General features: G+C 57.0%; 14 protein-coding genes and 1 pseudogene. 7 read left to right on the forward strand and 8 right to left on the reverse strand.

Annotated elements, in window-relative coordinates:
• From AB9K37_RS00770 to AB9K37_RS00780, 3 genes and pseudogenes are all read left to right on the forward strand, one after another.
• A pseudogene (locus AB9K37_RS00770) lies at nucleotides 1-107 on the forward strand (transposon DNA-invertase); the annotation flags it as partial.
• Between the two features lie 57 nt (nucleotides 108-164).
• A complete protein-coding gene (locus AB9K37_RS00775) occupies nucleotides 165-920 on the forward strand; it encodes a calcium-binding protein (protein ID WP_369835123.1) in 756 nt (251 codons plus the stop codon).
• A 145-nt stretch (nucleotides 921-1065) separates the two neighbouring features.
• A complete protein-coding gene (locus tag AB9K37_RS00780; protein WP_369835124.1) occupies nucleotides 1066-1770 on the forward strand; it encodes a sulfotransferase in 705 nt (234 codons plus the stop codon).
• A gap of 12 nt (nucleotides 1771-1782) precedes the next feature.
• Here AB9K37_RS00780 and AB9K37_RS00785 read toward each other — a convergent pair whose 3' ends face one another.
• Nucleotides 1783-3867 (reverse strand): glycosyltransferase family 2 protein, encoded by a 2085-nt coding sequence (locus AB9K37_RS00785; protein ID WP_369835125.1) that lies wholly within the window; start codon nucleotides 3865-3867, stop codon nucleotides 1783-1785.
• Nucleotides 3868-4172: 305 nt separating this feature from the next.
• On the opposite strand from AB9K37_RS00785, the gene AB9K37_RS00790 reads away from it, so the two are divergent.
• The 3 genes from AB9K37_RS00790 to AB9K37_RS00800 all read left to right on the forward strand — a co-directional run bounded on the left by AB9K37_RS00790 (nucleotide 4173) and on the right by AB9K37_RS00800 (nucleotide 8209).
• Nucleotides 4173-5909, forward strand: coding sequence for a type I secretion system permease/ATPase (locus tag AB9K37_RS00790; RefSeq protein ID WP_369835126.1), 1737 nt, complete (start codon nucleotides 4173-4175; stop codon nucleotides 5907-5909).
• On the forward strand, nucleotides 5906-7210 hold the full coding sequence (locus AB9K37_RS00795; RefSeq protein WP_369835127.1) for an HlyD family type I secretion periplasmic adaptor subunit: 1305 nt from the start codon (nucleotides 5906-5908) through the stop codon (nucleotides 7208-7210). The genes AB9K37_RS00790 and AB9K37_RS00795 overlap by 4 nt, the downstream gene beginning before the upstream one ends.
• A gap of 111 nt (nucleotides 7211-7321) precedes the next feature.
• On the forward strand, nucleotides 7322-8209 hold the full coding sequence (locus AB9K37_RS00800) for a WcbI family polysaccharide biosynthesis putative acetyltransferase (protein WP_369835129.1): 888 nt from the start codon (nucleotides 7322-7324) through the stop codon (nucleotides 8207-8209).
• Nucleotides 8210-8250: 41 nt separating this feature from the next.
• On the opposite strand, the gene AB9K37_RS00805 is transcribed toward AB9K37_RS00800, so the two are convergent.
• From AB9K37_RS00805 to AB9K37_RS00835, 7 genes are all read right to left on the reverse strand, one after another.
• Complete coding sequence (locus AB9K37_RS00805) at nucleotides 8251-8892, reverse strand: sulfotransferase family 2 domain-containing protein (RefSeq protein ID WP_369835130.1); 642 nt, start codon at nucleotides 8890-8892, stop codon at nucleotides 8251-8253.
• Nucleotides 8893-8907: 15 nt separating this feature from the next.
• The gene (locus AB9K37_RS00810; protein ID WP_369835131.1) at nucleotides 8908-9921 is read right to left on the reverse strand and encodes a polysaccharide pyruvyl transferase family protein; all 1014 of its coding nucleotides are present in this window, start codon (nucleotides 9919-9921) and stop codon (nucleotides 8908-8910) included.
• A gap of 170 nt (nucleotides 9922-10091) precedes the next feature.
• Nucleotides 10092-11060 (reverse strand): hypothetical protein, encoded by a 969-nt coding sequence (locus tag AB9K37_RS00815; RefSeq protein WP_369835132.1) that lies wholly within the window; start codon nucleotides 11058-11060, stop codon nucleotides 10092-10094.
• Nucleotides 11061-11088: 28 nt separating this feature from the next.
• Nucleotides 11089-15006, reverse strand: a complete 3918-nt coding sequence (locus AB9K37_RS00820) for a glycosyltransferase (protein ID WP_369835133.1) — start codon at nucleotides 15004-15006, stop codon at nucleotides 11089-11091.
• A gap of 82 nt (nucleotides 15007-15088) precedes the next feature.
• Complete coding sequence (locus AB9K37_RS00825) at nucleotides 15089-16525, reverse strand: hypothetical protein (RefSeq protein WP_369835134.1); 1437 nt, start codon at nucleotides 16523-16525, stop codon at nucleotides 15089-15091.
• Between the two features lie 293 nt (nucleotides 16526-16818).
• Nucleotides 16819-17856: a ParB/RepB/Spo0J family partition protein gene (locus tag AB9K37_RS00830; RefSeq protein WP_369835135.1), complete on the reverse strand. Its 1038-nt coding sequence runs from the start codon at nucleotides 17854-17856 to the stop codon at nucleotides 16819-16821.
• A gap of 68 nt (nucleotides 17857-17924) precedes the next feature.
• Nucleotides 17925-19322, reverse strand: a complete 1398-nt coding sequence (locus AB9K37_RS00835) for an AAA family ATPase (RefSeq protein WP_369835136.1) — start codon at nucleotides 19320-19322, stop codon at nucleotides 17925-17927.
• Between the two features lie 496 nt (nucleotides 19323-19818).
• On the opposite strand from AB9K37_RS00835, the gene AB9K37_RS00840 reads away from it, so the two are divergent.
• Nucleotides 19819-20835 carry a replication initiator protein A gene (locus AB9K37_RS00840; RefSeq protein WP_369835137.1) on the forward strand — a complete coding sequence of 339 codons (1017 nt, stop codon included), beginning with the start codon at nucleotides 19819-19821 and terminating at the stop codon, nucleotides 20833-20835.
• Nucleotides 20836-21039 lie beyond the last annotated feature (204 nt).

Here is a 21039-nt window from a genome sequence, read left to right on the forward strand (position 1 = left end):
TTTCAGAGCTGTGCAGTGAACTGGGCGTGAAACCCGTCACCCTGTACCGATACGTCGATCCCAAAGGCAACCTGCGCGAATATGGAGAACGCGTCCTCGGCGCTTAAGGTGTCATTCTGCACTCAGCCGGAGCAGACCCCATCATCGGTTCCGGCTTTGACGATGTGATCTACGCCGGTGCGACGGCTGCTAACGAAGCTGACACCATCTCGGGTGGCGCAGGCGATGATATCATCGGTGGTAAAGGCGGCGCTGACGTTTTGACCGGAGATGCAGGCGACGACACCATTTTTGGAGGTGCAGGTGCAGACAGCATCGACGGCGGCACAGATGATGACGTGATCTGGGCTGGTGCAGATGTGGATACTGTCGACGGCGGAACCGGAAACGATATCCTAGGCGGCGGCGCAGGTGCAGACAGCATTTTGGGTGGCGAAGGCGACGACATCATCTACGCAGGTGCTGGTGAAGACAAAGACTACCTCAGCGGTGACGCGGGTGCAGATACCATCTATGCAGGTGGCGGCAGCGATACCGTGCTCGGCGGCGAAGGCGACGACTTGCTCTTCAATGGCGCAGGTAGTGATACTGTAGTCGGAGGTACAGGCGACGATACTATCTGGGGCGGCGGAGGCAATGACCTGTTGACCGGCGCTGCTGGCGACGACGTGTTCGCATTCGCCTCGGGCAACGGCAACGACACCATCACAGACTTCGACATTCTCAGTACCACAGCTGACGAAGGCGACGTTCTGGATCTGTCGGCGTTTGGTTTCGCAGATACTGCCGCAGTTCTGGCAGCAACCTCGGAGGTTGGCGGCGATGCAACCATCGCAATCGCACCGGGTCAGACCATCACTCTGGATGGCGTGACCAAAGCTGCTCTGCAAGCTGCAACCGATGACTGGGTCACCGTCTAATCAGCTTGTTGCTTAGCGATCTTCAAAGGGGCTCTTCGGGGCCCCTTTTCTGTTGTCGATACGGCTCTCTGGGAAAGCTGCGGCATTGTCCAATCTAAGGTGATCCTGATAGTGCCTAAGCAACCTGTTTGCCCCACGAGGACCGATGCTTCAGAAAACCGTGTTTGTGATCACCTATGGCCGGTCCGGATCAACCCTGCTGCAGAATATGTTCAATGCACTGCCCGGATATGTTCTACGCGGCGAGAATAACAACATTCTCTCGAGCCTCGTGCAGAGTTGGGAGGCTCTGAGGCAGTTTTCGCCCGAACAGATCGCGCGCATGAAAATCGCGGGGCCTTTGCCGTCGGGACCGCATCAGCCTTGGTTCGGGTACGAAGGCATTGATCCGGATCAGTTCGGTCAGGACCTTGCGCAGGTGTTCACCCAGCGGGTGCTGCGCCCCGATGCGGACACCCGAGTGGCAGGGTTCAAAGAGATCCGGTGGCATCAGGACCCTGAGCTTTTCATGCCGATGCTAGAGTTTCTGAAGCGGTTCATGCCGGACGCGCGGTTCATTTTTAACACCCGAAATCACGCGCAAGTCTGCCGGTCAGGATGGTGGAAAACTATGCCCGAAGCAGAGGTGCGCGCAGAGTTGGAAGCGGCCGAAGGGCTGTACCGCACGTGGCAGGCGGCCCATCCCGAGTGCAGCCTTGCGATGCATTACAATGACTACGTCACCTCGCCCGAGGCATGGCGGCCATTGTTCGCGTTCCTTGAGGAGCCGTTCGAAGGCGCGCTGGTCGAAGAGATCCTGAGCCGAAAGCTGATGCACATGAAGTGGAAGGGCGCCAAGAAACAGGGCTAGGGACCCTGCCCTTTATGTTTCTCGCGGTGGGCGCGGGCCGAAGATAGCTTCCCACCCCTGCTCGCGTTTGAGCATTTCTTTGGTCGCCAGACCTGGCAAGGCCAGTAGCCGCTCTGGGTCAGAAAGATCAAAGAGTTCAATTCCTTGGGCATAAGTCGCATGTCCGACGCAGGCATCCTCGAGGCCCACGACAGGCATGGCAAAGAAGGTCTGCATAGCAAGGTACATGTAGGTACAGGCGGCTAGTCCTTCGGGACCCAGGATGTAGCCATGCCCACCGGCCGCATATTCCCGCGGGAGCGGATACTGATAGCCCCGCGCCTCGATCAGAGGGTCGGCGCATTTGCCAAGGTGCCAGCCATGCCACTGGCTGTGATGCTGATCGGCCCCGACAAGGCGCCCCGCATAGGCGGCCTTGGTATCTGCGACCTGCTGGAGGCATGCTGCAAAAGCGGTCGGATCGTCGAGCACTAGGTTGTCGTCAATTTTCACCACCAGCTCCGGCTTGGCCAAGAGGTCCAGCAACATGAAGGCATAGAACAGTTTGCGATGCAGACTCTCGTAATTGTCGGGGGTCGGGACTCGCAGGATTTGACCGTCATACGCCAGAGAGAGCGGGGTTTCATGCTCTGTATGTTGGCTGTTTTGCCCCATCAGGATGATGTGGTGATAGGGGCCATCTAACCTTTTGAAGGAGGCGATCGTGTCTAGGGTGTCTTGGAGACGCGGCCTGCAACTGGTGTGCAGGATCACCCGTTTGCCCGCACAATCAGCACGCAGGCGGGACACGGCCTCGGGATGCGCCATGCCGAGAAGGGCCGTCAGAAACTCTTTGAGGTATCCGTTTCGGGGAAAAAGGGAAAAGCAGTCCCGTATTTCGGAGAACCGCTGGAGCAACGCCTGAGGGTCTGTTTCGCCCTGCCAAGACTGTAGCTTTGCCAAATGGGCCTCTGCGCCAGACACCGCAAACCGCAGGTTGTGGTACATGGGACGTTCCCAGCGCAGATCGCGCCCGGCATTGGTGATGTGATGGGCCAATCCCGCGGTGAAGTCCCCCACAAGCTGCGAGGACCGATCCAGCAGATGCGAGAGCGCGTCCGACATCGGGTCCGTCTCAGTGGGCATCACTGCAGTGGGCTGCGGGTCCTGCTGATGCGACATTGCCCGTGCAAGGTTCCTTTGGACGCGCTGCACGGCCCGCTTCAGCAGAGGAGGTCGCGCTTGCGGTGTTGGAGTGGGCAGCGCCTCGTCAAAAAACGCCTTCAGGCGCGTATCGCAGTCCAGAACCCGCGCATACCGGCCGATATCGATCTCTTCGGGGGTGAGGCTCAACTCGGCCCAGAACTGGTTCAGGCCCGCATCGTCGTTGGTCAGCTGGCTGTAATGCGTGCGCCACGTCCCGCCAATCACAGGAGAGAGCGCCGTATTGCGGGCGTAAGCCGCCCCGCCCAAGCGGATTTTGGACTCGTATTGCGCCAAGCTACGGAACGGGAAGTGCAGGATACGCAGGCGGGTTCCGGCGGTTTCGACCGTGCCAATCAGGCCTTCGACGGCGTGGTTGCCTTGGGACACCGTGACCTCGGCACTGGCACGGTGCAGGACTTTGGGCGGCAAGGGGTGGCCCGTCACATTCAGGCTCTGGCGCTCGAACATCGTGGTATGGCGCGGATGGCTGCGCCCTTCGAGCGGAGCCTCTGCAGGGCATGTCACCACCGCATTGTGGCGCTCGACCGAGAGGGCCGCCGTCTCGGGCAGCAAAGCCGACAGCAGGGTTTTCAGATCACCCGTCTCGGGCATCCAGAATTCGTCGGCGTCATTGTTGATCACCCAATCCGCCCTGTGCTGGGTGGCGGCGCGGCGAGCCATGCCAGTGACCCACTCCCACTGGTTATAGGTGTCCTCGGTCTGAAGCAGGTAGTCGATCTCGACCTCGGATGACAGATCCTTCAGGATCTGCGGCGTGTCATCGGTCGAGAGGTTGTCCATGACGATAAAACTGTCCACGCCCATGGCACGATGAAAGCGGATGTTCTCTGCGATGATGTCTTCTTCGTTACGCACCAGCAGCGTCATGACAATCTTGGGCTGGATGGACACGGGCACCCTCCTCAATCGCGAGTGTGGAACAGCACCGGCACCCAAGGCGGCACTGGCAAGAACGTAGCACGCGCTTCATGCAGGTTTTTCCCTATCGAAACCAGACCAAATCAAGGGCTGCTTCACATGGCACAGCAAGGAATTCCCGAAGGCATTCACAACAACTTAGGCTTTTAATAATAGGGATTTTGGCCCATAGATGCGCGATAATAGCCAGAGCGCGCCCCCTTTCTAATGTTCCAAGGCGCGGATCGGCTCCTGTGGGTGGGTTGAAACTTGGATCAAAAAGAAAATATCCCCGGATCATGATACAGTCACTTTTGAAACCTGGATACGACGAGCTTGCCGAGGTCCGTCGTCGCAGCAGACATCTTTACTGGATCACCGCGATCTTCAGTTTCTTTGTGAACCTGCTGATGTTGACCGGCCCACTGTACATGCTGCAGGTCTATGACCGCGTTCTTGGTGGACGGTCCGAGGCGACATTGGTCGCGCTCTCGCTTCTGGTGGTGTTCCTCTACAGCCTGATGGGCATTCTGGATTATGCCCGCGGGCGTCTGCTGTCCCGTATCGGGGCACGGTTTCAAGCCAGCCTTGATCGGCGTGTCTTTGACGCGATGATCCGCCGCTCTGCGGTCGCCAAAGATCCTGTGGCTCAAACTGGTCTCTCTGATCTGGAATCCGTCCAGCGCCTGATTTCGTCCCCCGTGGTCGGGGCGGCGTTCGACATGCCTTGGTCGCCCATCTTCCTGGCAGGGATTGCCCTGTTCCACCCTTGGCTCGGCATTCTGGCGCTGGTCGGCGGCGCGGTGCTGGTCGTGATCGCCCTGATCAACCAGGTGGCCAGCAAGAACCCCATGCAAAAGGCAACCGCTTCGGGGCACAAAGCGAACCTCATGTCCGAGGAAATCCGCAACGAAGCCGAGATGATCCAGTCCATGGGGATGCGCAAAGCCGCATTCCTGCGCTGGCAGAAGGGCCGCAACGAGGCCCTGTCCGACAACGTGGCGGCCAGCGACACCTCTGGCGGCTTCACGGTCCTGACCAAAACCCTGCGCCTGTTCCTGCAATCGGCGATGCTGGGTCTTGGTGCCTACTTGGTGCTGACCGAAGGCCTGTCCCCCGGCGCGATGATCGCCAGCTCGATCCTAATGGGCCGCGCTCTGGCCCCGATCGAACTGGCGCTGGGTCAGTGGGCACTGGTGCAACGCGCCATGAAGGGCTGGCACAACATGGCCGAGCTGCTGGCCAAAGTCCGCCCCGAACAGGAACGGACCGCCCTGCCCAAGCCCAAAGCCATGCTCGAGGTCCAGAACCTTGTTGTGGCAGCCCCCGGCGAAAAGACGCCCCAGCTGCGCAACGTGTCGTTCCGAATCCAACCCGGCCAAGCGGTCGGTATCATCGGCCCGTCAGGCTCTGGCAAATCAACCCTTGCGAAGGCGCTGACCGGTGCGTGGAAGCCTGCCAGCGGCACCGTTCGTCTGGATGGGGCATCGCTAGACCAGTACGATCCAGATGTCTTGGGGCGCCATATCGGCTACCTGCCCCAGCGCGTACAGCTCTTTGAGGGCACCATCGCACAGAACATCGCGCGCCTGTCGAACGAGCCGGATGCCGAAAAGGTCGTCCGCGCCGCGCAAAAAGCCGCCGCGCATAACCTGATCGTCAAATTCCCCGATGGCTATGACACTCAGGTCAGCCCCGGTGGCGGACGTCTCTCTGGTGGCCAGATGCAGCGCGTCGCTCTGGCCCGTGCCCTCTATGATGATCCTGTGATTGTCATTCTGGACGAGCCGAACTCGAACCTCGACAACGAAGGCTCGATGGCTCTGAACCACGCGATCAAGCAAATGAAATCCGAAGGCAAGTCGGTCATGATCATGGCCCACCGCCCCGCGGCCATTCAGGAATGCGAAATGCTTCTGGTCATTGATAATGGCGTCCAAACCGCTTTTGGCCCCAAAGACGAAGTGCTGCAGAAAATGGTCACCAACCATCAAACCATCCGTCAGGCTCCGAAATCCGCAGGAGGCGTCCAATGAGCGTCGAACGTGACTGGTCTGTCCGCAAACCCATGATTATCGGGCTCATCGGACTGCTCATCCTAGTGGGTGGTTTTGGCTCTTGGGCCGTTATGGCCTCGATTTCGGGGGCTGTGATTGCCTCGGGCCGCATTGAGGTGGATCGAAACCGTCAGGTCGTCCAGCATCTGGACGGCGGGATCGTCTCTGAAATTCTGGTAGACGAAGGCGATACCGTTGCCGAAGGCGACGTTCTGATCCGTCTGGATCCCAACGAATTGCGCTCGAACCTTCTGATCACCGAAGGGCAGCTGTTCGAACTGATGGCCCGCCGCGGCCGCCTGGTCGCCGAGATCGAAGAAGCCGACGAGATCACCTTTGACGAGGACCTTCTGGCGGCCGCCAAGGACCGCCCCGAGATCGAAGATCTGATCGAAGGTCAACGGCGCCTGTTCCAGGCCCGCCGCGAGTCCGTCGACCGCGAGATTGAACAGCTCGAAAAGCGCACCAGCCAGATCCGCGAGCAAATCGTCGGCATCAAGGCGCAGCAGGATGCGGCCCGTAATCAGCTGGAACTGGTCGAGCAGGAACTACAGAACCAGACCGCTCTGCTGGACCGCGGCTTGGCTCAGGCCAGCACCGTGCTGAACCTGCGCCGCGTTCAGGCCGATCTCGCCGGCTCTTTGGGGGAATTGATCGCCGAAGAAGCGCAATCCGAAGGCCGTATCACCGAAATGGATATCGAAATCCTGAAACTCGGCACGACCCAGCGCGAAGAAGCCATCACCCGCCTGCGCGACCTGCAATACCGCGAGTTGGAACTGGCCGAGACACGCCGCTCTCTGAAGGAAAAGCTGAACCGTCTCGACATCACCGCCCCTGTGTCCGGCATCGTCTACGGCCTCGAGGTGCATACCCCCCGCTCTGTGATCCAGTCGGCCGCACCTGTGCTCTATCTCGTGCCCCAAGACCGCCCCCTGATCATCGCCGCACAGGTCAGCACCACTGACATCGACGAGCTTTTCGTTGGGCAAGACGTGGCTCTGCGCTTCTCGGCCCTGGATCAGCGCAAAACCCCCGAGCTGTTCGGCACAGTCCATCTGGTCTCTGCGGACGCTTTCGAGGACGAACGCACCCGCCAGTCCTACTACCGCGCGGAAATCGAGCTGAACGAGGGCGAGCTAGAACGCCTGCCAAGCAACACCCAGCTCATCCCCGGCATGCCCGTCGAAGCCTATCTGAAAACAGCAGATCATTCGCCCATGACCTACTTGCTGAAGCCGTTTATGGACTATTTTGTCAAAGCTTTTCGCGAAACGTAAAGGCAGTCACATGGCACGAAATCTACGTTGGTCGATGCAGTGCGCGTGTCTTAGTAAAGCATGCTTTGCACTTCAGCATCACGCACAAACTTAAGTGGAGCATCCGAACCTATGCAAGGTAAACGCACATTCTCTGTTATAGGAAACTGCCAAGCTCCCTATTTGGCGAACGCGCTTCTTTCAAATAAAGACTTCAATGATCAATATACTTGGGTAAAGATACCACCCATTCATCTCATTCAACGATCTGATATTCACACATATTTTGAAAAATTGAAGGAGTTGGATCTCGTCATACATCAACCAGTCGTAGACAAGAAACGCTTTAGCGAATTTGAGACAGGAAATTTAAGAAACCAGTTAACTGAAACCCTAACGCTAATTTGCATCCCATCATGCTACTTTAATGGGTACTTTCCTACAATTTCCACCGTAAGCGGTATAAAAACACCTGCTGATTCAGTACATGACATGGGGGTATTCCACGCCTTTGATTTAGGGATACCGATCCAGAAAACTGTAGAGCTGCTCTATCAAAAGAATATCTTCTATAATCGCTATTACACAGAAAGATGGCAGTCTGCAGTAACGGCGCTGCAACAGCGAGAAATCGACGCTGCCGTGGACATTGAAGTGTCTAATTTCATAAATGAGACGGGCAGACATGAAATTCTCATGAATCAATTCAATCATCCAAAAAAGAAAATCTTCAAATTCCTGTCTGAAAAAATTTGCGAGACCTTAGGAATCGAGCAGAGCGAAACAAGGCCTCAAAAAGACTTGGACAATATCATCTGGCCTGTTTTACCATGGGTAAAAGATGAGCTTCGGATACATTCCCAAGAAAGTGAAAAACTAATTGTCAGAGGCACCGAAGTTAGCTGGGAGGAATTTGTTTCTGGATCCTTCAAATCCTACCAAAATATGCCAGCGATCCAACGCAATGCATGCGTGAAGAGGAATACACAAGTACGGTCTCTGCTAGAAGAAGCCCTCTGATCCGTATAACTATATTCGAGGCTATCCCTTGTTAAGATACCTCAAGCGAAGTTGTATGTCTGATAATCAACATCATACATCTTGCGTATTTTTTCTTTAGCATTTGACGACAACACACTTTGATTTAATTTTTTTCCGCCTTTTTGAACATGTGGCAATTCCAAATTCATTTTAGTGATACTGGACATATCACATCTCAATGTATCAAGCTCACTCATCGTATAAACTTTTGAATAAAAGTCCTTTTCTCGCCCCAAGAAAAAACATTGAGAATTTGTGTGGTGCCATATTGAGTGGGAGTATCTTCGATATAATTCTATTCGGTCAACAAAGTCTTCCAGACTCGGATTTGGGAGTGCCCCGCTGGTCACTGCCACATCAGACAACTTACCTTTCGCTAAATCCCAGTGATGTTGGACCCTATTTGAATAGCAAGACAAAAATCGACTCACGGGATCACGAACTACGCATATCTTGAAATAGCTCTGGATCTTCATAGAATCTATTTTAGAAAATGCAGTGCATGGGTACAATTTATGAACATAAATCTTTTTCCCATTCCGAAAAAAAGGCTTAAAATCCTCACCAGACTCAGCAAAATAAAACATCCTCTTTAAAGATGTGCAAGCGACCTTTGGCACAGAAAAATACGCTATGTTAAATTTATCTAAAACAATAGCCATACTAAAAACATCATGTCATGCGCAAAGTTTAAAAACGTTTGTTTCGAGAGAGGCCTTCTGAAAGAATTCAGAATATCTGTCTAAGTATTCGAGATGTTTTTGATTGAAATCATGCGAGAGACATCTTGTGTAAAGCTCATCTACAGGCATATTTTCCGCATCAAAATCCCTTGCTTCCACGAAAAATATACCCATGGCTTCGCCAAGCTCTTTTGTTCTACTATCATGAGCGATCAAGGCCCCTGGGGTACCTGCAAGCAAAGAAGCTATTGTCCCATGGATTCGCGTTCCAAAGACAAATTCTTTTGTACTACAAAAACGCAACCATTCGCCCACTGAGAAAAACACTTTACCGTGGTCTTTTAAATACCTTTGAATGAGCTCATACTTTGACCCATATGTTTTTTCCAAGCACTCTTTCGCTTTTAAATCATCAAAATCTCGATTTTTGACACCGAGAGCAAAGTACATGTCTGCAAGTTCTGATTGCAGAACTACGTCGTATTCCCTCGACATAGCCACATCATAGAACTTTGCGTGAAACTCAGTCGCGTTCTTATAGTGATGACGCGTTCCGTGGACGGCAATATCGCTACTCTTCAAAATCGATGGCCCTGAACGCTGGTCAAAATTAAACCGCTTCGCTCGATTCAGTAGCAAAGAAGGACAACCTGTTGGCACAGCATTCTTGGCACCATAGTGCGCCAACACTTCACATGAAAACGTCCCTCGCGCTGCAATGGCAGGGCTGCGCTCAGCGAGTATAGACACTAGTTTTCTCGTGGAAGGCCGCAAACTTGGTATACGCCCGTTCATATCTGCTTGAGCACCTAGGCCTAAAGCAATGATCGGTAGGTTTGTACGGTCAAGCCAGTCCACAAGCGCGGGTCTCCACTCTGAGTCTTGGCTCAACCAATTCGCGGCTGCGAGAACGATGCAATCACGTCCTTCTAAGTGCTCATCCGACACTTCGCCAAACCATACCCTCTTCGCATCATCGAAAATTTCATACGATGCATCAGAAAACATCATGTTTCCTGTGTTTTGCCCCGTACGTAGAAGCAATTGGGAGACTGGAGCTGGCTTCTCGGGCATTGCCGTATGCGCGCCTAGAACAAGAGGAGAATTCAGATGCACTATTGGAAGACCTTCTGTATTTTTGAGGAAAGATAAGTGGCGACATAAACAGTGCTATGCCCTTATCTACTCCTTGTATTGTTCACGAGCTTAGCGAGCACAGCCATCGTGAATCTTTCAAAATCCGTCAAATCTTCTCGCACACTACTTTCTTTTACATCCGAGGAGATTTTTATTGGCTGGCCTTTCATTCTATTGTTTATTTTATTTACGGCATTCGAAAATCTTCCCTCGAGAATAGAATACTCCGTCTCATCTGGAACAAAACGAACCACATCTTCAGAAGGTATCTGCATCAAAGCGTCACTTGCAAAGGTGCTGGCAAAAGCGTTTTGAGCTCCAGCCACTTGGTTAAATGACCTCAGCAGCTCCAGCTCTTTGTCCGTCAAGGACCGGTTAATTTTTTCACGGAAGTCAGGTTCAAAGTCACATCCGAGAACCTCTTTAAACACAAAAGACGCTAACTTTCCCTTGTGTTCATCGTAGTTCAGCAGAGAAAGGGCTTCTTCTCCAAAAGCGTTGGCGATCAGGTTCGTATGATGCAGCGCAAACCCATCCCAGGTCTTCAGGAATTCGGAGAAATCCCTAACCTCCCCATGGCGTTTTACTTCCTGAGAATAGGCAGAGCGGGCAGCATCAGCCATGTTTCTCACGAAGTAAAAAGCTTTTACGTCATAGTCATTCTCTCTGATCACGCGAACGAGAGCTTCAGTCCTCTCATTCTTTGGGAATACCAAAAATTCGGAAGAGAATAGGAAATGACTGCCCTGCCCTTCTTTGAGAAGTTGATCGAAATCGTCAATAAACGCGTCTTTGTTGTCTATTCTATGCGGGAGCTGAGGCCGAAGATAATTGGCCATAAGTATCGCGTTCCCAGACGTAATTCGGCCCTCACTTGCGCCCTCTGTGAAGGCGTTCTGCGGGTAGATGATATTATTCTCTTTCAGAGCATCTGCGTAGCGCGCAAAAAGAACTTGCAGGAATGAAGTGCCCGTTTTGGGGGCACCACAGTGAAGATAGATAGTCGGCATACAGCCTCCCCAGATATTTCTGTTATTATCACATACGCGTACGCTTCATGGCCATACGATAAAGCTCTGCATAGCGATCTACCATGCGATCAAGCCGGAACTCGGCGTCGAACCGTTGGCGCGCAGCGGTGCCCATACGGGCGCGCTGGACTGGATCCATCATCTGGCGTAGAGCCTCAATAAACGCCTCTTGGTCTAGGGCGGGCTTGCCCTCCTGTTCGGCCAGCGGCACCAGAATACCGGCAGCGCTGTCCCCTGCCCCAACGATACTCGGGATTTCACCCACATCCGATGCGACGACCGGCAAGCCTTTGGCGATCATCTCGATCAAGGCCAGCGGCAGAGACTCTCCAATGAAATAACTCGGCAGAAGGCCGATATCCGAGATGGCAAAGTAGTCTTGAACGTTGGGCACCTGCCCTGTCAGCACCACATGTTCTGGCGCGTTTGCACGGACAGCATCCGCCGCGGGGCCTTCGCCGCAAAGGATCAGATCGACTTTGTGACCTTCGGCATTCAATTGTTCTATGGCAGCGACAGCCTCGGCCCACCCTTTGGAGGGGATCGCACGGGCTGCCATACAGAGCACCACAGCGTCGGGGCGCAGCCCCAGCGTTTCGCGATCCAGACGGGTGCGGATCGGCTCTTCGGCCATGCCGTTCGGGATGCGCAGCAGACGTTCGGGACGCTCATAGACATCAAAGACGCCGATATTCTTGTCCGCCAGATAGACCCAGGCATCCACACGCTCCAGCATACGGCGCATCTTGTCAGGGAAACCGCGGTCGATGCCGGGGTGTTGCAGCAGGGTTTCATGACAGCCATGCATGGTGATAACCCACGGCAAATCGGCGGGCAGGGTATCGCGATAGCTGTCCACCAGAGAGTCAGACCACCATATGTTCGAGTGGATCACATCGATATCGTAGCGGGCGACAATCTCGGCCAGATCAAAGTCCGGGTCCGTCGCCTGATAGAGCGCCACGGCAGGATCCAGTTTCGACAGCACGGCAGGGTGGGTCGGTTGATAGCAGGCATTGACCAGCACAACCCGTCCACCGCGTCGGTGCCAGTCGTTCGCAAGAGAGATCGCAAACATCTGCCCCCCACCGGGGCTGAGGTCCGGGGCGATCACGGCTAGGGCAGGCAGCGCTTTGGCGGGGTCTGGCAGGACCGGCAGGGCGCTGCGATCCTCGACGTTGAAACGGGCGATGTCTTGTTCAAGGAACTGGTGGATCTGTTCCTGCGCCTTCGGGCTTTGGCGATAGGTCTGGCCCACATAGCGGCGGACCTCGGCCAGTTCGGTGAAGTAGCGCAAAGAGCCTTCGAGCTTGTGGGTGACTGTGTTTTCGTGGCGGCGGTGATAGTTCAGCGGCGCCGAAGAGAAGCCAACCAGCCCGCCCTTCATCGCGCGGATATAGAAGTACCAGTCCCCGCAGAGGCGCATCTTTTGCACCCGCTCGGCGAAATCGGCATCAGGGTCGAACTTGCGCATCAGCACCGCGCTGGCATTCGGGATGGTGTTGGCGATCCCAAGGCCTTCGTTGGCTTCTTCGTGATCGGTGGCGATGAAATCCTGCGTCCAGCGGCCCGGGTTGATCCGGTCGAGGTAAAGCTCGGAATAGTCCCCGATGATCGACCCGTCTGATCGCACAGGCACAGACATGGCCGAGGCCAGCCGCACATTGCGGTCATCAAAGAGCGGCAGCAGCGTGGTCAGCAGCGTGTCTTCGCACCAGTCATCCGCTTCGGCGAGCCAGATCACCTCGGCGGCGGCCATCTCCATTCCGCGCATCCATTGGGCAAAGGGCGAGCCGGAGTTTTCCGTGTTCAGGGCGGTCTTGGTGCCCGCGCGGGTCTTGGCGAAATCTGCCAGAAGCTGGGGCGAGCCGTCGGTCGAGGCATCGTCCAGAAGGATCAGTTCGAAGTCCTGAAATTCCTGCGCGATGATGCTGTCGAGGCGCTGGGGCAGGTAGGTCTCGTAGTTGTAGTTCGGCAGTACGACGCTGACCTCGGGGGCGAGGCCCGCCACCTCGCGCAAGGCATGAAGCAGCATCGGCCCCACCGCGTTGATCGTGTATTGCCGCGCGACCTGAATGCGGCCGGTTTCGCCATCCTGCAGGCGGCGGTCGGTGTCGCGGCCATACAGCAGCACAGCCTCGGCCATGGCATCGGTGTCCATGAACGGCACCGCCTGCCCGCTGCCCGTCTGGACGAACTGAGCAATCCCGCCAGCATCCTGAAAACAGGTGATCGGCACACCCGCCTGCGCCGCATAGAGCGCAACCAGCGGGAACGGGTCCTCTTGGGAGCTGAGCAGAAAGATGTCCGCGCCCGCCAGTTTGGCGGCCACCTCTGGCTCATATCCGGTGAAATGGACGCGATCCGAAATGCCCGCGGCAGCGGCTTGGGCGATGCAGGCCTCTTCGTCGGGGCCACCCCCGAGCCAGACGAATTCCGCATCCAGTCCTGCGGCCAGAACCTTTTCGGCGGTCTCAACGAATTTGTCCGGCGATTTGCGCCAGTGCGCCACACCGCAGCCCATGACCAGGATACGGTCGCCCGACACGCCCACAGACCGGCGCGCGGACGTCCGCCGCGCAAGACGGTCTGCGTCAGTGTCGCCTTTGGGCAGAGCCTCGATGAAGCTGTGCGCCGAGGTCATGCGTTTCGCATCGAAACCAAAATCCCCCGACAGCGCCGCATAGACATCCGGCCCCCCGCAGATCACATGGTCCGTCTGCTCACGTACCAGCGCGACTTCTTCGGGATAGCGCTCGAGAATTTTGGGCAGTTCGTGGATGAAGGCAACACTGGGGGTGTCGGCCTGCCAATACTTGTAGAACGCCCCACTGACGATCGAATTGACGAACACCGCCTGCACATCGTCTCCGGCCCATTCGGCCAGAGCCGCGGCACGGTCGTCTTCGGCATGGTCGGACAGCACAAAGACCGGCGCGATCTTTTCGAACTCGTAGCGGAAGTGCCCGCCGTTGATCGCGACAATGCCCACCGAGAACCGGGTTGAGGACAGGATCCAGTCCGCCAAGAGACGCAGCACCGTTTGTGCCCCGCCCAACTGCGTGTCGTGGGTCACAAGGATCAGGCGGCCGCGCCGTCCGTCCTCGCGCAGGCCCGGCTGGAACAGAGCGCTGCCCTTGTGCGGGACGGGCTTGGGCGGGCGGACCTCTGCCAATGCGCAGTAGAAGGGGGAAAGATCGCTGTCCTGATCACCGTCTTTGGCCACATAGCCGGCATTGGGCAGCAGCCCTTCGCGCCAGCCTGTGCGCAGATAATGGGCCAGTGGCTCGCAGACATAGTCTACGGGATCAAGATAGGCCTCGTGATAGTGGGCGGCATCGAATTCCGGATGGGGGTTTCGCCCCTCGCGCCAGCCCGTGAGGATATAGTCCAGCCAAGGGTTCGCATCCTCGACCTGATAGGTCTGCGCGTACCAGTTCGCTGCGAAAGCGGGATGGGGGATGCGTTTCTCTTTCCAGCCTGTCCCCAAATAGTGGCTCAGGGGATCTACCTCGGCTTTGGCGACATCGGGGTACATCCGCAGATACCAATCGTTGTCGAACAGCGGATGAAGGTGCCGCCCTTCGCTCCAGCCCCGGCGCAGGTAATGCTGCCAGGGGTCCACATCCGCCAGTAGGATATCGCGATTGCCCATGACGTAGGCGGCGGGATGAAACAGCGGATGCGGGCGTTTGAACTGGCGCCAGCCTGTGGTGACGTAGTGGGTTAGGGGCTCGATGTCCTGCGCCAAGCAGTCCGGCACCTGTTTGAGATAGAATTCCGTGTCGAACAGGGGATGCGGATTGCGCCCCTCGCGCCAACCGAACAGGGTATAATGCTCCAGAGGGCCGCCCGCAAAAAGAGCGACATCCGGGTTTTCGGAAAGGTACCAGTCCCGTTGAAAGAGATTTTCGAGAGCGGACATCAAGACTTCCTTTTCCCCGAACGGTTCACATCAGCAAAACGCGCGACCAGACAAATGCAGTTCATATAAGCCAAAGCGTGGATCAGCCTGCCCGCTTGACGAGCCGGATCAACCGGCGCATGGGGCCGGTGATCTTCCACGACGTACTGTGCTCCAGATCATGCACGCGCCCCTGATGACGCCGCACCTCTTCATAGAGCGCTTCGCGTTCGGCATCGCTCCGGTTCCGCTCTTCGGTCATACGGTCCAAGGCCTCGGTGCGGTGGTGCAGATCGGCCTGAAGCCGGTCCCGCAGCCCCTCGAGGCCTGCGATCTTTTCTTGCTGCTGTACGGCACGGATGTCTGAATGGCTGCGATGGGCCTGAAGCGTCTCTGCCAGCTCCCTCTCGAAGTTGGCGCGCTGGCGCAGCAGATCGGCGCGGGCGGTCTGTTTGTAGGTCGCGAGCTTCTGTTGCTCTCCTGCGAAACGTTCCTGCAAGGCTTTCAAATCCTGATACTGTCTCGCAACCGTTTCATTGAGGCTCTCTGCCTCTTTGCGCGACGATGTCAGAAGTTCTTCGTATTTCTCAGAAGCGTGGCGCCGCTCGGCAAGACGCGCCTGCTGCATCTCGTCCATCGTAATGGCGTCTTTGCGGCGTTCAGCGCGCAGGTATTGCACCATGGGACCGAACATCGGGGTCACTGCATCCAGCTCCGCACGAATACCGTCCAGGGTCTGATAATCTGCCTCAGCCTCGCCGTCCTGCGCCCACCGCTCCAGGATACCAAAGGTCCTCTGCACCCATGGCGTGGCATCAGGATGGGCAGCAAGGGTTTCGGCGCTTTCGCTGCTGTGGCGCAAGTCCGAGGTCAAAAAGGATGTGACCTCCTCGGCGGCCGCGTCCGAGCTTAGCGGCAGGGTCAGTCCGGTGTCGCGCTGGAACCGTTCGATCACGGCGCGCCAATCGGTCAGCAGGCGCTCGTAGCTGGTAAAGCTGCGTGCCGTGCCGCGCGAGCCAAACTCGCCCTCTAGCACATGACGCAGCCAGAGCAGGAACCCGACAGAGATGGGCCAGCCCTCGCGGCGCAAGAGTGAATTGGCGACCTCGATCGGATTGCGGTGGATCAGCAGGTAGGTGGGCTTCAGGTTTTCCTTGTCGAAAAGCTGGGACCAGAACGGCATCAACCGGCAAATGCGGGGATCTTTTAGGATGCTGATCCGGGCATCTTGGAATTCGTTCTGCAGAACCTTGCGCCCCTCAGCCAAGGAAGCATCCATATCCGCCGTGCCGTACCAGTCCTGCGGAAAGACCTGCCAGTCATCCCAAGACGTCTCCTGCGACCGGAAGATCGCGTCGTTCAAATTGTAGGTCAGAAGAGACTCGTAATAGCCCTTGGGATTGAAATCGTTGGCGGGCATCACCTCTTGGGGCAGGGTGCAGCCGTGACGCGCCAGAATACCTGCCAGCGCAGACGTGCCGGACCGGTGCATACCAAGCACAACAACAATATCGCGGCGGGTTTGGGGCTCAGCACTCATGTTTGATATGCGCCTTTCTTCTTTCCACGCGTCTTCCTGCATCCAGTCGCTGCGCTTGCCGGATGAGAGGGCCAGAAGCACGCACAACCACCATCGATGCTTTCCCGCCTTTTGACACACAAGCGCCGGAAGCGAAAACACAATTCCACCAGATGCTTCGGACGGGATGGAAACCGCTTATTCCTTGGGAGGTAACTTGGGGCGTTTCGCGGGGCGTGGCCAAAATGTTTCGCGCGCGAAACATTTGCCGCCGAGAGGTCCATAGAGTCTATTTCGCCAAAAATAGACTCTGATCAGCGTGTTTTGAGCCACTTTTCCAACGCATCGACCAGATCCGCGTCCACGTTCTGACCGCTCAACTCGATCCGGTTGCGGTCCGCCGAAAACCCCAAACGGACCCCCGGCAGCACCTGAACCACGGTCGCTGGCGTGCGCGGGGCCGCCTCGGCGGGCTGGGTCGGAGCGGGTTTGACAGGGGGAGCCGCTTCGGGCACCTCTGTCTGAACCGCCTGCTGCAATATCTCGATTTCCTCGGCGGCGGTCTCGCGCGGGTGGTCTTGCAGTGCGGCCTTCAGACGCCCCTCGAAACCGGTATCCTCGGACATGGCTTTGACCAAGGCAAGCCCCAGCTTTTCACTGATCGCTGTGGGGTAGTGCAGGTCATCGTCCAGCGCATTCACCAGCGTGACGAAACTGCCGATCTTGGAGCGCTTTGCACGGGGTACATTGGCAAACAGAGTCTGAAGCGAGGATTTTAGAGTCGGAAACACCCCCTCGGCCAGCGCTTTGGTCACGATCCGCGCCCGCTCGTAATGAGAGAGGTTCACCCGGATTTCGTTCTCTTCGACCATGGCGACATAGGCGCTCTCGGCGGTGTCGGCCCGGACCACCAAGGCCCGCACGGTGGCGAAGCGCGGATCGTCCGTCTCGGCATAGAGACGGCGCAGGGCCGTCAGGCGGCGGCACCCAGAGATCAGACCATACCGGCCATCTTCCAGCGCCAGCACCTCAATCGGGGTTTGCTGGCCCCGGGCACGGATCGAGTCCACCAGTGCGGCCATCTCGTCTTCGTCCTGCGCCATCCGGTCCCGAACCAGATAGGTCTCGTCGATCGCCCCAAGGGGTACCTCGGCAATCATCAGCCCTTTGGTACGGGCTGTCTCCAGCGTGTCGGACAGTTCTTGCAGGGCCGCATGCACCGAAGATTCGGAGGCAACCTTGGCAATGGGAGCAGAGGCATGGCCCGCTGGCCCGCCCAAGGCGGATTTCGTCTCGAGCGGTTCTGACAGATAGGTGCCCTGTGCGGGCATCAACCGTTTGCGTTTTGCCATTGTCCCATGTCCTTCCTCAAAGAGCCTCGGGCCCTGTCTTCACCGTAATCCGCCGGACCCATGCAGAGCTAGCCCTGCGCGGCCTCCAACTCGGCCCGCCGCCAGACCCCGATCAAGAGCCGTTTGAACGCCGCATAGGTCGCATCAAAAGTCTCGCGGCCGCGGGCATATGTCTCGCGGTTGAAATCGCGGTAGTCGGCTTCGTAGATACCATTCACCTGTTCACCGGCCTGACCGATCAGCGCGGTGAAATCCTGTTTATGGGGCGAGAGCACCGGCCCCATATAGGCCTGCATCAAGGCTGCCAGCTCGCCCTGTTGGGCCGCGTCGTAGCGGGTGATGACGGCGCGGACCGCATCCCATTCAAACCCCATCTCCGGACGCCCCAAAGCGCGGGCAGCCAGGTTCTCTCCATCCTCGATGCTGGCAAAGGTCGAATGAAGCATATCAAAGAACCGGCCCGTGCTGTCGAACTCGAGGAAGGACGCGCCCATGGGCACCAGCAGGATGTCCGCCGCAGAAAGCCCGTTGATGGTCAGGTAGCCAAGCGCAGGGGGGGTGTCGATGAAGACGATATCGTAGTCATTCAGAACGCCATCCGCCTCGAGCCGGTCGGTCAGAGCATCCCAGAGCTTCCAAGTGCGGGCGGCCATGCGCCAGACCGGAATTTGGAACTCGGCCCAGTAAAGGTTCAGCTGCGCGCCGATCAGATCGATGTTTGGCCAGTGGGTGGTCTGGATCACATCTGCCGAGCTCATTTTCATGGCGTCGCTCAGGACGTCGTCGATGGGCTGGGGGGCTTCTCCGCGATCCAGACGGCGCTGGTTCTCGGTGCGCAGATGCTCTCCGTAGTGGCGGGCAATCAGCGGGAAGGCGGTGTTCCATTCGTCTTCGACCTTGCCGCCAAAGATCGAGGTCATCGAGCCTTGGCTGTCCAGATCGATCACCAGCACCCGGTACCCGTCCAGCGCCGCCGACATGGCAAGATGGGCCGCGGTCGAAGTCTTGCCCACACCGCCTTTGAAGTTCGCCACCGCCACCAGTTTCGCGGGCACATTCTCGGGGCGGTAGGGCAGGTAGTTCTTGGCCTTGGACCCCTGCGCCCCAAAATGGGCGCGGAGCTTGAGCACCTCGTCGAGGGTGAACCACTTGGCGCCGCCTTCGGTCTCGGACCGCCCTTGGGGCAGTTCGGGATGGGCCTTTAGGACTCGGCGGAAATGGGCTTGGGCGACGGGGATCAGATAGCGGGTGATCTCCCAGGTCGAGAACAGACGAAGGTTCTTCTGACCCTCTTCGTTCAGGCCCCGGCTCGAGAGGTCAGCGCGCCCCTTGGCGCAGCCTTCTGCGATTGCAGCAAAGCCTTGGGTTCCGGTTGGATCACCAAGCTCGGTCAGAGCGGCATCGGGGTCGATGTTGAAATAGGGCGGCAGGGTCACGCCGTCTTTCTTGGATGTATCTTTGGCCATGGACCGGATCGCCTTGCGCTGCTTCTCCAGCATATCCTACGGGTGAAGATGTGCTTTGATTTGGGTGATGTGCTGTCTTTTCCGAAATATACCATGAAATGCAGCACATGGAACAAAAATCAGCAGTCACTTCAAAAAAATAAGCGAAATCAGAGATTTAAAACCGGTTCTGGAAGCTGTGTTTTGGGGTGATTTTCTCGTCGCGAGATTTTTTTCTCTGTTATTTATGAGTTATTATATAGTTAAGGGCAAAGGCGTCTGTCGTTAACCCCTTTTGATACATGGATATTTTGGCCGATTTTTTGGGCAGAGTGACTCTGAAACGTCGATCAAATGACTCTGAACCCCCGACAGCGCGATTCCGGAACACCGTTGCGAGAGGCTGTGGATAACTTTAAGGTCGGTGTAATCAAAACCACGAAAAGCGAGTCCCCCTGTCCAAGGCCTTTTGGCGGCGGAAAATTGGGGACCGGACAGAGCAGTAGGGCCCGGGCATATGGCGGTGGCAATAGAGGGTGGCGCAGCAGGCGCCCCCGATGGAAATGGCGCATTCTTTCTGTGCGACATCTTCGATACGATCCCCAAGAACGACTTGGCCTCGATGGAGCATCCGCTGTTCTCTTTGGCCACGCGGCCGGACCGGCGCATCCTGTCCTATGAACATAACGGGGCCGAGATCACCGTCATTCCCAGCGTCAAAGGTCTGGCGACGATCCACGACAAAGACATCCTGATCTTTTGTGTGAGCCAGTTGATGGCGGCGATCAATGCGGGCCGTCAGGTCAGCCGGACGCTCCACCTCAAGGCCCACGATCTACTGATGGCGACCAATCGCGGCACGAGTGGGGACGCTTACCGCCGCCTGCGCGAAGCTTTCGAACGTTTGGCGGGCACGCGCATCACCACCAACATCGTGACCGGCGGCCAAGAGGTCACCTCGGGCTTTGGTCTGATCGAAAGCTGGGAGATCGTGCGCAAGGCGCGGGGCGGGCGTATGGTCAACGTGTCGGTGACGCTGTCCGAGTGGCTGTACCGGGCGGTGCTGTCGAAATCGGTCCTGACCCTGAGCCGAGATTACTTCCGTCTGCGCAAACCGCTGGAGCGCCGGATCTACGAGTTGACCCGCAAGCATTGCGGGCGGCAGCCGTCGTGGACGGTGTCCGTGGAAACGCTTCTGAAGAAGTCTGGCTCTGCCAGCCCCCGCCGAGTGTTCCGCAAGATGATCCGCGAAATGATCGAGGCCCAATCCCTGCCCGACTATGCCATGGAAGAGCTGCCCGGAGACCGCATCTGCTTTAGTCAGAAAAATGCAGTGGTCGAGCCGGGCGGAGGACCAGTGGCGCGCCCGCACCTCAAGCAGGAAACTCTGGAAGAGGCACGCAGCATGATGCCCGGTGCGGATGTCTATGCGCTCGAGGCTGACTGGCTTGCTATGTGGCAGAGCAGCGGAAGCCCGCGGTTGCGCCGGCCCGATGCGGCCTTTCTCGGGTGGGTCAAAAAGCGCCTCGGGTAACGGATCTCCCAAGGCACTGCCACAGGGGTGGTGTTGCGGAGAGGGCAATCTATTTGCTGAGAAAAAATCGCGAATTTCCGACTATTTCTGTAGGGTATAAATGTTTCGCGCGCGAAACATCTCTAAGCTTCATATTTATTCACATAAGGTAGAAGAATTTATGTTGTTCTATTCCCTGTGAAACGTTCTCCCATTTTGCGATGA

The sequence above is a fragment of the Donghicola sp. XS_ASV15 genome (assembly GCF_041224595.1).
Taxonomy (GTDB): Bacteria; Pseudomonadota; Alphaproteobacteria; order Rhodobacterales; family Rhodobacteraceae; genus Donghicola.